Source organism: Phaeobacter sp. (genome assembly GCF_022825805.1).
In the GTDB taxonomy this organism is placed as follows: Bacteria; Pseudomonadota; Alphaproteobacteria; order Rhodobacterales; family Rhodobacteraceae; genus Phaeobacter.
The window spans coordinates 12,641-25,028 of record NZ_JAJDWC010000087.1 but is presented as its reverse complement, the minus strand read 5'-3'; the positions used below and the strand labels follow the sequence as shown (position 1 = coordinate 25,028).

The 12,388-nt window shown below is 59.3% G+C and carries 12 protein-coding genes; 3 read left to right on the top strand and 9 right to left on the bottom strand.

Annotated elements, in window-relative coordinates; genetic code table 11:
* Window positions 1-92: 92 nt before the first annotated feature.
* From Q0C28_RS09660 to Q0C28_RS09625, 8 genes are read right to left on the bottom strand one after another with little or no spacing between them, the layout of a single operon-like run.
* Window positions 93-827, bottom strand: a complete 735-nt coding sequence (locus tag Q0C28_RS09660; RefSeq protein WP_293575201.1) for an SDR family NAD(P)-dependent oxidoreductase — start codon at window positions 825-827, stop codon at window positions 93-95.
* The gene (locus tag Q0C28_RS09655; protein ID WP_293575200.1) at window positions 824-1,555 is read right to left on the bottom strand and encodes an SDR family NAD(P)-dependent oxidoreductase; all 732 of its coding nucleotides are present in this window, start codon (window positions 1,553-1,555) and stop codon (window positions 824-826) included. The genes Q0C28_RS09660 and Q0C28_RS09655 overlap by 4 nt, the downstream gene beginning before the upstream one ends.
* A 1-nt stretch (window position 1,556) precedes the next feature.
* Window positions 1,557-2,105 (bottom strand): DUF3833 domain-containing protein, encoded by a 549-nt coding sequence (locus tag Q0C28_RS09650; protein ID WP_293575199.1) that lies wholly within the window; start codon window positions 2,103-2,105, stop codon window positions 1,557-1,559.
* Window positions 2,102-3,325, bottom strand: coding sequence for an MFS transporter (locus Q0C28_RS09645; RefSeq protein WP_293575198.1), 1,224 nt, complete (start codon window positions 3,323-3,325; stop codon window positions 2,102-2,104). The genes Q0C28_RS09650 and Q0C28_RS09645 overlap by 4 nt, the downstream gene beginning before the upstream one ends.
* Window positions 3,325-3,972 (bottom strand): chalcone isomerase family protein, encoded by a 648-nt coding sequence (locus Q0C28_RS09640; RefSeq protein ID WP_293575195.1) that lies wholly within the window; start codon window positions 3,970-3,972, stop codon window positions 3,325-3,327. Before Q0C28_RS09640 ends, Q0C28_RS09645 begins: the two co-directional genes overlap by 1 nt.
* Window positions 3,965-5,122, bottom strand: a complete 1,158-nt coding sequence (locus Q0C28_RS09635) for a cyclopropane-fatty-acyl-phospholipid synthase family protein (protein WP_293575194.1) — start codon at window positions 5,120-5,122, stop codon at window positions 3,965-3,967. Before Q0C28_RS09635 ends, Q0C28_RS09640 begins: the two co-directional genes overlap by 8 nt.
* Window positions 5,122-5,874 (bottom strand): DUF1365 domain-containing protein, encoded by a 753-nt coding sequence (locus tag Q0C28_RS09630; RefSeq protein ID WP_293575192.1) that lies wholly within the window; start codon window positions 5,872-5,874, stop codon window positions 5,122-5,124. Before Q0C28_RS09630 ends, Q0C28_RS09635 begins: the two co-directional genes overlap by 1 nt.
* Complete coding sequence (locus Q0C28_RS09625) at window positions 5,871-7,160, bottom strand: FAD-dependent oxidoreductase (RefSeq protein WP_293575190.1); 1,290 nt, start codon at window positions 7,158-7,160, stop codon at window positions 5,871-5,873. Before Q0C28_RS09625 ends, Q0C28_RS09630 begins: the two co-directional genes overlap by 4 nt.
* Window positions 7,161-7,307: 147 nt before the next feature.
* Between Q0C28_RS09625 and Q0C28_RS09620 the strand changes: the two genes are divergently transcribed.
* A complete protein-coding gene (locus tag Q0C28_RS09620; protein ID WP_293575231.1) occupies window positions 7,308-7,958 on the top strand; it encodes a sigma-70 family RNA polymerase sigma factor in 651 nt (216 codons plus the stop codon).
* Window positions 7,955-8,590 carry a ChrR family anti-sigma-E factor gene (locus Q0C28_RS09615; protein ID WP_293575188.1) on the top strand — a complete coding sequence of 212 codons (636 nt, stop codon included), beginning with the start codon at window positions 7,955-7,957 and terminating at the stop codon, window positions 8,588-8,590. Before Q0C28_RS09620 ends, Q0C28_RS09615 begins: the two co-directional genes overlap by 4 nt.
* A gap of 97 nt (window positions 8,591-8,687) precedes the next feature.
* Here the strand turns inward: Q0C28_RS09615 and gap are convergent, their stop codons facing one another.
* A complete protein-coding gene (gap, locus tag Q0C28_RS09610) occupies window positions 8,688-9,695 on the bottom strand; it encodes a type I glyceraldehyde-3-phosphate dehydrogenase (protein WP_293575186.1) in 1,008 nt (335 codons plus the stop codon).
* A 543-nt stretch (window positions 9,696-10,238) separates the two neighbouring features.
* Between gap and Q0C28_RS09605 the strand changes: the two genes are divergently transcribed.
* Window positions 10,239-12,383 (top strand): methyl-accepting chemotaxis protein, encoded by a 2,145-nt coding sequence (locus Q0C28_RS09605; protein WP_293575184.1) that lies wholly within the window; start codon window positions 10,239-10,241, stop codon window positions 12,381-12,383.
* Window positions 12,384-12,388 lie beyond the last annotated feature (5 nt).

Genomic DNA, 12,388 nt, shown 5'->3' with positions numbered 1-12,388 from the left:
GGAAGGCCGCGACAGATGCGCGGCCTTGCAGAACGTCTGGGGTCAATTGATCGGACCCGATCATAGTCGCGCTAGGCGCGTTGGCCGCGCCGTCAGGCAGGGATCTCGCGGCCCGCCCAATCAAACACCTTACCGCTTTGATCCGGGGTCAGCCCGTCGATCACATCGGTCAGATAGGCCGCGGCCTGATCCGGCTCGAAGAGTTTGTCCGGCGCGACATTGCCGGAGAAGGGGTTGGACAGCTCGGTGCGCACGGTACCGGGATGCAAACCAACGCAGATCATCTGTTCATGGGTGCGGCCCATTTCGATGGCATAGTTGCGCAACAGCATGTTGAGCGCGGTTTTGGAGGCGCGATAGGCATGCCAACCGCCAAGCCCGTTGTCGCTGATGGAACCGACACGGGCGGATAGGGCGGCAAAGACAGCGCGTTCTTTGCGGGGCATCAGCCCAAGAAAGTGCCGTGCAACCATCGCCGGGCCAAAGGTGTTGGTGGCAAAGACCTGTTCAAACGCCTCCATCGACTGCTGGCGGTAGCTTTTTTCCGGACGCAGGCCCGCGTCATCTGACAGCAAGCCAGTGGCCAGGATGACCAGATCCGGGCTGATCTTCTGGCTCTTGAGCTGTCCGGCCAGCGCCTCGATCTGATGAGGGTTGGTGATATCGGCCTGATGGTTGGTGATCCCGGCGCGGGCAGGCAACGCCCGGCGGGCCACAGCGTGGAGGCTTTCGATACCGGGCTGGCTGGCATAATGGGCAACCAGCGCCTGGCCGATCCCGCCGGACGCACCGAAAATGACCACATGTTTGGGGGTGTTGCGTGTCATTGACCGGCTCCCATCAGGCGCAGAAACATCCGACGTGGCAACAGTTTGCCAAGCGTGAAGACCCAGGCAAATGGGCTTGGGAAACTAACCGAGAAGCGGCGGCTTTTCATTGCGCGAAGCACGTTTTGTGCCGCCTGTTCAGGGGTTTGGATCATGGGCATCTGGAAACTGTTCTTTTCTGTCAATCGGGTCTTGATGAAGCCTGGGTTGATCACTTGGACCTTGACGTTGGAGCCAAAGAGATCGGCCTGAAGGTTCTCGCCCATATGCATAACTGCGCTTTTGGATGCGCCATATCCGGTTGCGCCAGGCAGTCCGGTGTGCCCGGCCAGAGATCCGATCAACACGATGTGGCCGGCATCCCGTTTGGCCATCTGCGGCACCACACGCCCCATGACCCGCATGGCACCCATGAAGTTGACGTCGCACATCTGTTCGACCTTTTCGGGATCCCATTGCTGGGCTGGCATCGGATCATAGGCGCCTGCGCAATAGATCACTCCGTCCAGATGCTCGATCTGATCGGCCGCAGCCTGAACAGAGGTTGCGCTGGTCACATCCACGGGCAGGGCGGTGCCGTGATGTAGCGCTGCTGCGAGTGTTTGCAGCCGATCTGCATTGCGGGCCGATACGATGACATGGGCGCCTGCGTCATCCAGAGCTTTGGCGATGGCACGTCCGAGCCCTTCGCTAGCGCCAACCAACCACCAGGTTTGTCCTGCAAACATCTCAGTTACCTTTGGGGCGGATGGTGGCGATCAGCTCGGCGACCTTGATGCCGAACTTGCGCATCTCCGAGCGGTTCATGATGGAGCCGTTGTCCATCAGATACATCCAATCGGTGACGTCCAGCACGTGGCCCCCGGCGCTTTCGGGCAGGCGGATGCGGTAGTGCAATTGCACGGTGGCCCCTGTTTGCTGGCCGATGCCGGTGCCAATGATGTCATCCGCTGTGGCGGTGAAGGCGCCGTTTTCGCCCATGGTCAGGAACCATTTGCGGTCCTGGCTGCCGCCACCGGCGTAGGAAAACTGTTCGGCGAGCGTGCCGGTGTCGCCATCCCATTCGCCGCTCATCGTGGCGACAAAGCGGGAGACCACTTTGCCCATCGGGTCGTAGATGATGCCTTCGGAGATCATTTCACCATTGAGATGGGTGCGAATGTCAAAAGCCGGGCCTGTGTCTTCATAGTGTTGGGGGCGCTGGCTGCGAAAGCCGATGCCGGGCCGCAAAATCGCCAGCAGCAGCACCGCAATGATAGCTACGAGCAGGAGTTTCATTGTGACAGTACCTTTCTGGGCAGTCGTAAAACCATCGCGATGGCGATGAGTTTGATGAGGCAGGGCACAACCGCATAGGACCACGTGAGTGTATCGAGCGCGGCGGTGCTGTTGTCGCCGCCGGGTTGGAACCCTGCAATGTCAAGGAGGGGCAGCAGCAGGACAGCGGCGGCTGCGAGCGCGATTTTCGCGGCGAAAGACCAAAGCCCGAACGCCTGTCCGGCCTGCAGTCCGGCGCGGGCCAGGGCTTTGGAAAAGAGGACGGGCAGGATTACCATATCCGCGCCCAATGCTGCGCCGGATCCGATGCAAATGGCAGCAAACCCCACGGCAGATCCCGGCGGCAGGATCGCCGCAGAGATGAACGACAGGATGGCCAGGAGCATCGCGGGAAACAGAACCTGCCGAGCGCCGAAACGGTCGGCTGCACGGCTCCAGAGCGGCACGGAAAGACCTGCAGCCAGGAAAAACAACACCAGGAATGGCCCGGCGAGATCTGCCAGCTGCAGCTTGTCTTCGACGAAGAAGAGAAACAGGGTGGAGGTCATCGCCACAGGCAGGCTGTTCACAAACGCCAGCGTCAGAAGTCTCAGGCCACCGGCGTCGCGCAGATCAGCGAGGGACAGCGGGGTTTCTGAGTGTCCGCCCCGGGTCCACATGCCGCGCGTGGCCAGCCACACCCCGATGCAGATGGCGGCAAGGATCCAGCCAAATGCGCTATAGCCACCGTCCGTCGCCCCCATGGCCACCAACAGGGTCGGCGCAAGCGCGGCCAGAATGATGCCACCAAGGGTGCCGACCTCGCGGTAGCTGGCCAAACGCAGCAGCCCATCGGCGCCGCCAGCAAGAGCTGTGCTTTGACCGTAAAACAAAACGGTCCCGAGGCTGTAGGCCGTGAACAGCAGCACCAGGGAGACGATGAGCCAGAGCACGACATCGCCAAATGCCGGGCGGATCGCGTAAAGCAGGACAAACCCTGCCGCCATGCCGAATGCGGCCAGCGCGGCAAACAGTGTGCGGTGCTGTGGCCAGCGATCTGTTATCCAGCCGAGGACCGGGTCCTGGACAAAATCAAGCACCCGAATTCCCGCCAATATAGCCGCCAATGTGCCGAGCCCCACACCCAGCTCCGAAGTCGCATACCGCGGGAGATGGATGTAGAGCGGCAGGCCGGCCGCAGCCAGCATCAGCGCAAAAAGGGAAATCCGGATGCCAGGCATTATTCGCCTCGCAGCTGGCGGGACAGCCGGGCAGAGCGGCTTTCGGGGGACAGCCAGATGTTGAGGAACCGTTTGCGCGCATCGGAATGGCGGACATCGCAGGTTTGCTGCCCATTGAGGTAGAGCGCCACCTGATTTGCGTTTGTCGAGGTCGCGACAAAGCGGTCTCCGGCGGCGACGTCACGGAAACAGCCGTCCAGTTTGGCGAAAAACTCCGCCTGATCGCCCCGTGGGCCCTCGATGCGTTCGATTTCATAGGCTGTTGCGCGCATCAGTTGGGCTTGCGAGAAGCTGCGCCGATACGACAGTTCCAGCGCGAGGGGGCGTTGCCAGTCGAACTCTGGTTGGCCGTCGGCAAACAGGCTCGCGTCATAGAGCGGGATGCCGAACCAGCGGAATGTGACCTCGCCCAGCTTTTGTGGCGTGCTGAGACCCGTTCCGCTTTGGGCCGCGGCGACGCTGCTGGTGGCAGAGACGAACAACCCCAGCATCAGGCCCATAGTGAGACCCATGGTCAAACCGGAGGCCCGAACCGGGCAGGCGATCTGCCGCAACAGGGTTTTGACCAAACGGGGCGTGCGTGCCTGGTGCCTGGATTTGCGGTCCGGCTGTGATTGGCGTTCATGTTTTGCTTGGCAGTCAGGCATGGCGTAACTCCACTTGAACAACATCGGTTTGGCCCACTTCGAAGGCGGCAGCGCAGGCTTCCAGGTAGTAGCGCCAGTTGCGCTGGAAGGCTTCGCCGTATCCAAGGCCACGAATTTTCGGGGTGACCTCGGCGAGGCGCTCTGCCCAGACCCGGCAGGTGCGGGCGTAGTCGGTGCCGAACGCAAAGCTGTTTGTCACTTTCAGCCCGGCGCTGCGGGCCTGATGTGAAATCACCGCATCCGACAGCAACATCCCACCGGGGAAGGTATATTGACGGATATGGTCCGAAGATTGGCGATAGATATCAAAATAGCTGTCTTGCACCGTGATCGCCTGCACCACAGCGCGCCCCTCATCGGACAGCCTGTCCTTGAGCGTGGCGAAATAGCTGGGCCAATACCGCTCGCCCACGGCCTCGACCATTTCGATGGAGACGATGTTGTCGAATTTGCCCTCCGATTTGCGGTAGTCGCACAAGCGGATGTCTGCACGCCCATCCAGGCGCGCATCGGCATAGCCGAACTGATTGGGTGAAATGGTCAGCCCGGTCACGCTGCGGCCCTGTTCGCTGGCCCGTTCGGCAAAGCCACCCCAGCCGCAGCCGATTTCGAGCACCCGCTCGCCCTCGTTCAGGCGGCCAAGAACCCGGTCGTATTTGCGCAGCTGGGCGCGCTGCAGATCATCATCGCCCGGCGTGTAGAGCGCCGAGGAATAGGTCATGCTGTCGTCAAGCCAGAGCTGGTAGAATTCATTGCCGACATCATAATGGGCCTTGATGTTGCGCGCCGCCCCTTTCAGCGAATTGGCCCGCATGATCCGGTCAACGACCCGGTACTTCAGACCGGCCCAGAAGCTGGGATAGGCGTAGTCGGAGAGCTGATCCAGATTGATCAGCGCCACTTTCAGGACGGTTTCGATGCTGGGCGTATCCCAGAGACCCGCAACATAGGCTTCGCCCAGTCCGATATCGCCACGGGCTGCCATGGAGGTAATCGCGCTCCAGTCATAGAGGTGGATTTCGGCCTCTGGTGCGCCCTGACCGAACACATGGACATCGCCTTCTGGGGTAGAAAGACGCAGGGTGCCGCTGCGGATGCGCGAGCAGCTGTCGAGAAAGTCATGTTTGACCCGTTTTGTGAGAAAGAGCATCAGCTGACCTCATGTTCTGGAGGGGTGGGTCGAGGGCGATAGCTGGCGCCCTTGATTTTGAGTTTGAGCGCTTGCCAGTAGATCAGAGCAATGGTGCGCAAAGTGCCTGCGGGACGGCGCAGGCAGGCCGCCAACAGGGACCGGTTGCTCAGCGGGGCGCGCTGGCCCGCAAGCGTTGCGATCACACCCTGGTCGCCATTGCGGTGATCGATGCGGATGGCGATTTTGCGCGGCGTGATATCGAAGTTGAACTGATAGCTGCCGGCAATGTCCTGAAACGGGGACACGTGAAAAATCTTCTGCGCCTGCAAGGTATCGCTGGGTGCGATGGCGGTGAAATCCGGCTTGTGACACAGATAGCTGTGGCGATCGCCAAAGGTGTTGTTCACCTCGGCGATGACCGCGTGCAGCACCGTGCCGCGAAACGCCAGCCAGAAACTGACAGGGTTGAAGACATAGCCCAGAAAACTGGGCTGGGTCAGCAGACGAACAGTGACACCTTCCATCGACAGCCCCGCCGCCGCAAAGGTCTGTTCCGCCCAGGGCAGACCCTGTCCGTCGTCGCGCGGACCACCATGGTTGCGGTCATGCACGGCGGCCAGATTGAACCGGTTGCGCGAAAACAGCATCGGACCATGGGATACACGGGGGTCGATCAGGACATAGTCCACGCCATAGCGGAAGCTGTTGGAGATCTCCCCGTGGCGGGCATGGAATGTGGTGCCCGCGATATGATCGGGCCAATGGGTCATGCGGGCACCTTTTCCTGCGCGGCAATGCCACGTGCAACGCGTACGGCGCTGGCGAACCCGTCTTCATGGAACCCATGCCGCAGGTAGGCGCCAGCGTACCAGGTTTTGTTTTGGCCCTGCATCTCGGCAACTTTGCTCTGGGCCTGGATGGCGGCTCTGTCGAAAACCGGGTGGCGGAAGGTTTTTTGATCATAGATCAGTTCTTCGCGCACTGGCGACACAGGGTTGAGCGAGACAAACAACGGGTCGTTTACGTCGATGTTCTGCAGCCGGTTCATCCAATAGGTCACGCCGATGGAGGTACGGTCGTCTTTGGTGTCGGCCTTGTAGACCCAGGACGACCAGCAGGCCCGCCGTTTTGGCATCTGGGCCGCGTCGTGATGCAGGATAATCTCGTTGTCCTGATACCGCATGACGCCCAAGGTGGCTTTTTCCTGCTCCGTTGGGTTGGTCAGCAGGCGAAGGCTGTCGTCGGAGTGGCAGGCCATCACCACCTGATCAAACAGTTCCGTGGTGCCATCGGGCAGGTGGATCTTGACGCTGTCTTCTGTGCGTTCAACGCCGCGCACCGGGGTGCCAGGGCGCAGCTGACAGCCCATCTGGTTCAGCCGCGCGGTGAGGCGATGCACATATTCGATGCTGCCACCTTTGACGGTCCACCACTGATGCTGTCCTGTGGCGCTCAGCAGCGCGTGATTGCGGAAGAACCGGACCAGAGACTGGGCGGGAAAATTGCGGATCTCTTCTGGTGGAGTGGACCAGATGGCGCCGCAGATTGGCATCAGGTAATAGCGCTGGAACCAATCGCCCAGTTTCAGGTCATTGACCAACTCACCAATGGTGATCCCGTCGCTTTGCGCCGCCTCATTGGCGTTGGCGTTAAAGCGCAGAATATCCCGCACCATGCGGTAAAACGCGGGCCGCGTAGCGTTGCGTCGCTGCCCCAACAGCGCACCAAGGCTCCGCAGCCCGTATTCCATTTCACCATCGCCGATGCTGGCGCCAAAGCTCATGTCGCTCTTGATCACGGGCACATCGAGATCGCGGAACATTGCGGTCAAATGGGGGTAATTGACGTAGTTGAAAACGATAAATCCGGTATCGACCGGCTGGTCTCCGTTGCGACCGGCCAACACCGTTCTGGCATGCCCACCAAGACGCGGTGACGCCTCAAACAGGGTGACATTGTGGGTCTTGGAAAGAAGCCAGGCGGAGGCCAATCCGGAGATCCCGCCACCGACGATGGCAATCCGTTGGCGGGCGGCTGAAATAGCATCAAACGACATACTTTCTCCATTTGTATTTTCAAACTGTTACGAGACCCTTTGGCGAGCGGATCAAAAATTCAGAGCATCAATTTTGTGCGCGGCGAGAAAAAACAAAAAACCGAAGAAAAAGGTGATCCAAAAGCGCCAAGCCACCGTAAACCCAATATGCTGACCTCGCTGAGCGATCAATTACTTGCAGCGGACGCCCCGCTCGCTACGGTAGACGGTGATACCGCCAACCAGCGGGAAGGGGAGTCGGTGGGACAAGAAAGTCTGACAGATCAGACGGTCTGGATGCTGGCGGTGCGCGATCATCGTGACCGACAGGCATTTGGGCGGCTGTTTGATTACTTTGCGCCGCGGCTCAAGGGTGTCATCTGCCGGTCTGGGCTGCCGCCCAGCCAGGCCGAGGATATTGTGCAGGACGTGATGCTGACGGTGTGGCGCAAAGCGGCCATGTTTGATCCGGAACGGGCGCAGGTTTCTGCCTGGATCTACCAGATCGCGCGCAACAAGCAGATTGACACTCTGCGCAAGGAAAAGCGGCCAGTTCCAGAGGAGCTGAAGCTGCCGGAAGAAACCCAGGAAGACGCCGCACAGGTGCTCGCCCTGGATCAAGAGACGCAGAAATTGCGCGTCGCGCTTGGGCGGCTTAAACCGGCCCAGCGTGAAATGGTCGAAAAGGCCTATTTGGGCGAGTTGACCCACGCGGACATTCGGGAACAGACCGGATTGCCGCTCGGAACGATCAAATCCCGCATCCGCCTCGGACTTGAGCGGTTGCGACATGAGTTAAAGGAACAAGGACTGACATGACCAGCGTGAGCCATCATATTCCCGACCATATCATGGTCGCCTATGTAGCCGGGAGCCTGCCGCACGCCTATTCGCTGGTCGTGGCGTCGCATTTGTCCATGTGTGATCGCTGCCGCACCCGGGTTGCGGCCCATGAGGCAGTTGGCGGGTCGGTCCTCGACAGCTACGCCACGCAGGATGTCTCCGGCGATTTGCGCCAGCGCGTGTTCGATCAGTTGGACGACCCTTTTGAAGAGGCGCCGCGGTTTGAACGGTCCGGTATTTTCCCGGCGCCAGTGATGGAAGCGCTCGGCGGTTTGCCACCGAAGTGGACACCGCTTGGCATGGGGGTGCGCCAGTCGATCCTGAGCGAGGATGATCAGGGCACCGTGCGTCTGTTGTATATCCCATCAGGGCAGGCGGTACCGGATCACGGCCACAACGGTCTGGAGCTGACATTGGTTCTGCAGGGCGCGTTCCGCGATGAAACCGGATACTTTGGCGTCGGCGACGTCGAAGTGGCAGATGATGACCTGGAACATACGCCCATCGCAGATGACGGTATGCCATGTATCTGCCTGGCGGCCACCGATGCAGCCCTGCGGTTCCGGTCTTTTGTACCGCGCTTGTTGCAGCCTATTTTCCGGATCTGACAGGTCGTACATCGGTATAAAACATGCAAAAGGCTGCCTCTCTAGGGCAGCCTTTGTTCGTTGGCCTTTTTCGTTGGCCTGTTTTGTTGGCCCCGGTTTAACCTTGCAACAGGGCACCCATGCAGCGGCCGGTGTCGACCATGCGATTGGCAAATCCCCATTCATTGTCATACCAGCTGACCACCCGGACTAGCCCATCAGCTGTCACCGCGGTTTGGGGCGCGGCGAAACAGGATGAATGGGAGTCGTGGTTGAAATCTGTCGACACAAGCGGATCCGTTTCATAGGAGAGGATGCCAGCGAGCGGGCCTTCTGAGGCGGCTTTGATGGCGGCGTTGATCGCCTCAACACTTGCGGGTTGGACCGGCACAAAGCTGAGATCCACAACAGATACATTTGGCGTCGGCACCCGGATGGCAGAGCCTTCCAAGCGACCTTTCAGCTGTGGCAGGACCTCGGCAATGGCGCGTGCGGCGCCTGTGGAGGTTGGGATCATCGACAAGGCTGCTGCCCGCGCGCGGTAAAGATCCTTGTGGCTGGTGTCATGTGTAGGCTGATCACCGGTGTAGGCGTGGATGGTGGTCATATACCCGGTTTTGATCCCAAAACTGTCGTCCAGCACCTTGGCCAGTGGTGCGAGGCAATTGGTGGTGCAGGACGCGTTCGAGACGATGACATCCGCTGCGGTCAGATCGCCATGGTTCACGCCGAATACGACGGTGCGGTCCGCATCTTTGCCCGGCGCTGAAATCAGCACGCGTTTGGAGCCGTTTTGCAGGTGTTTTGCGGCAGTATCCCGGCTGGTGAACAGGCCCGTGCATTCATAAGCGATGTCCACATCTTGCCAGGGCAGCTCCTCCGGGTTGCGGATTGCCGTCAGGCGGATGTTCTGGCGGCCTACCTTTAAGGTGTCGCCATCAATAGTCACCTTCGCAGTCAGGCGTCCATGCACGCTGTCGTATTTCAACAGATGGGCCAGGGTCTCTGCTGGGGCCAGATCATTGATGGCTACCACGGCGATGTCCGACGCATCCGCCTCAAGCAGGGCGCGCAATACGCCCCGGCCGATGCGTCCAAATCCGTTGATGGCAATGTTCAGGGTCATGGGGGCGCTCCCGCTTGTTGTTTTGGCGGACTGGTCGCGCGCCGCCGTCGGTGTTAGCGGCATCGTTATCGCTAACAAAGACGGAAATCAAGAGGACCGCTGTGAATGATCGGGCTGATCAGGCGCGTAATCTGCACGCCATACGTGTTTGGGCTATCCGACTGTGGGGTTATGTCTTGCGGCAGCCCTTGCAATGCTGCTGAACCTGGCTGAGTTGGTGTGTTGAATAAGTGAAAGAGCTCTGTTTTGCGTAAAAAGCTAAAATTATCGGGAATGATGGTTTTGTGAATCGAATGCCTGCGCTGTGGCTTTGACGGTTTGAGTGCGCGTTCCCTAGGTGTCTGATGTTGTGTGGTTAACGTAGGTTTCGGACGCTTCGGTCGTATGCGTTTCTATCGAAATCAACGGGTTCAATCGAAAAAGTGACATTTTAGATGTATCTGAAAAATAGAATGTGTTTTCACGCCAGATCGGCTTGGTCACAGAATGTAAATTAATAACGGATACCGTCTAGGTGGTATAGTACAAGTTATGGGGGTCACAATGCGACTTCGATTGATAATGCTGCTGGTGATTGGTCCGTTGTTTGGGCTGGTTGGCGCGTTCACCTATCTGGAGGTCAGTGCCCAGCGGTCCATTCACAGCAAAGCCATCAAAGCGGTGGCAAAAACCGTTGAAGAGGGGGTTCTGGGCGATCTCATTCATGAGTTGCAGAAGGAACGGGGATATTCTGCAGGGTTTTTGTCCTCCAAGGGGGCGGTGTTCAAAACCAACGTGCCAGAGCAGCGCGCATTGACCGACCAGGCCATCGCGGCTGTCAACGAGCAGGTCCAACTGATCCGGCAGGAGCGTGCTGGTCTGTTTGGCGAAATCGAAACGGCTCTGTCACAATTGTCAGAGATGCGGTTGAACGTGGATGGTATCGCGGTCAAAGTTCCTGAAATGGCCGGATTTTACACCAGCATGATCAATGATTTGCTGGCGCTGTCTCGTGATACGATCGCGATCACAGGGTCGAGCGATTTTCCCGCTCTTCAACAGACGCGTTTCTTGGTCAGCGCGGTGAAGGAACTGGCGGGGCTTGAACGCGCGATGGGCGCAGTCGGGATCGGGCGGGGGTTCGATCTGGCGCTGCACGATCGGTTTGTTTCGCTGTCAGGCGCCCAGCAGTCCATGCTGAGCGAGGCCGGACGCAGCCTGAAAGAGCCCCAGTGGTTGACCAATCTGCAGGCCTCTAACGAATATCAGACCCTGGAGGCTTTGCGCGAGCGGATGATCCTGGCCTATGCCGATAAAGATGTGTCGAAACTCTCTGGCCCACAGTGGTTCGCCACCTCCACGCAATGGATCGAGCTGTTGCGCAAACAAGAGGTCGCGCTGAGTGAGCGGGTTGTGTCCTATGCCAAGGAGGTGGAGCAGCGCAGCTACACGGCGCTGATGCAGGTGATGGGATGGTCAGCCGTGGCGTCGCTGATTGCGGTCGCCTTTGCGCTGTTCTGTTTCGAAGCCATGATCCGCCGGATCAAGGCGTTGACCGCAGCGGTCCATGCCTTTGCCAGCGGTGATTTTGATGTGACCATCGAGGGGCTGGAACGCAAGGACGAGCTGAGCCGGATGGCGCTTGCGATCCAGACCTTCAAAGATGAGTCCCTCGCCATGCGCACCTCTGCCTTGCGGCTTGAAGCCGAGCAGAAAGACCGCGAAGCAGCCCAGAATGAGGTGATGCAAACGCTCAGCGACCAGTTGGCGTCGCTGTCAAACGGGGATCTTTCGGTCAAGATCGGGGCGCAGTTTCCTGAGTCTTATGAACAGCTACGCAAGGATTTCAACAATACGGTGTCCTCGCTCAATGCGGCATTTATGACCATTGCGGACACCTCGGACAGCATTCGCAATGGTGCTGCGGAGATCAGCCAATCATCCGGTGATCTGTCCTATCGCACCGAAAGCCAAGCGGCCACGCTGGAACAAACCGCCGCCGCGCTGGAGGAGCTGACCGCCAGCGTGCGCTCTTCGGCGGATGGGGCCAGACGTGTGGAAACCACCATGTCGGAAACCCGCGCCGAAGCCGAAATGAGCGGCGAAGTGGTGCAGGGGGCTGTGGCGGCGATGACCGAAATCGAAAGCTCGTCGAACCACATTTCCAAGATCATCACGGTGATCGATGACATTGCGTTCCAGACCAATTTGTTGGCGCTGAATGCAGGCGTTGAAGCAGCCCGTGCCGGCGATGCGGGTCGTGGTTTTGCAGTGGTCGCCTCTGAGGTGCGGGCATTGGCGCAGCGTTCCTCTGATGCGGCGATGGAGATCAAAACCCTGATCGAAGAGAGCTCGCAGCATGTCGACCGGGGGGTCAACCAGGTTGGCAAGGCCGGTGGTGCTCTGACGAAAATCGTGGATCGCATCAATCATGTGTCCGAACTGATCTCTGGCATTGCCGAAGGCGCGTCAGAGCAGTCGACGGGGCTGAATGAAATCAACATCGGTGTCAGCCAGTTGGATCAGGTGACGCAGCAGAATGCCGCCATGGTTGAGGAGGCGACGGCGGCCAGCCAGTTGCTGGACGGCGATGCAAGAAAGCTGGCGGAGTTGATTTCAGGCTTCCGGTTTGATCAGACCTTTGCCGATGCAGCGACCGAGCCGACACTGGCCGATGAGGTCGCAGAGCCTTCATTGCGCAGCGCCTGAGGTAT

Excerpts from the sequence above, each read along its gene's own strand:
- Q0C28_RS09660 (WP_293575201.1), bottom strand. The coding sequence starts at position 827 with ATGACACGCAACACCCCCAAACATGTGGTCATTTTCGGTGCGTCCGGC.
- Q0C28_RS09640 (WP_293575195.1), bottom strand. The coding sequence starts at position 3,972 with ATGCCTGACTGCCAAGCAAAACATGAACGCCAATCACAGCCGGACCGC.
- Q0C28_RS09620 (WP_293575231.1), top strand. The coding sequence starts at position 7,308 with ATGCTGACCTCGCTGAGCGATCAATTACTTGCAGCGGACGCCCCGCTC.
- gap (WP_293575186.1), bottom strand. The coding sequence starts at position 9,695 with ATGACCCTGAACATTGCCATCAACGGATTTGGACGCATCGGCCGGGGC.
- Q0C28_RS09650 (WP_293575199.1), bottom strand. The coding sequence starts at position 2,105 with ATGAAACTCCTGCTCGTAGCTATCATTGCGGTGCTGCTGCTGGCGATT.
- Q0C28_RS09605 (WP_293575184.1), top strand. The coding sequence starts at position 10,239 with ATGCGACTTCGATTGATAATGCTGCTGGTGATTGGTCCGTTGTTTGGG.
- Q0C28_RS09655 (WP_293575200.1), bottom strand. The coding sequence starts at position 1,555 with ATGTTTGCAGGACAAACCTGGTGGTTGGTTGGCGCTAGCGAAGGGCTC.
- Q0C28_RS09625 (WP_293575190.1), bottom strand. The coding sequence starts at position 7,160 with ATGTCGTTTGATGCTATTTCAGCCGCCCGCCAACGGATTGCCATCGTC.
- Q0C28_RS09630 (WP_293575192.1), bottom strand. The coding sequence starts at position 5,874 with ATGACCCATTGGCCCGATCATATCGCGGGCACCACATTCCATGCCCGC.
- Q0C28_RS09615 (WP_293575188.1), top strand. The coding sequence starts at position 7,955 with ATGACCAGCGTGAGCCATCATATTCCCGACCATATCATGGTCGCCTAT.
- Q0C28_RS09635 (WP_293575194.1), bottom strand. The coding sequence starts at position 5,122 with ATGCTCTTTCTCACAAAACGGGTCAAACATGACTTTCTCGACAGCTGC.
- Q0C28_RS09645 (WP_293575198.1), bottom strand. The coding sequence starts at position 3,325 with ATGCCTGGCATCCGGATTTCCCTTTTTGCGCTGATGCTGGCTGCGGCC.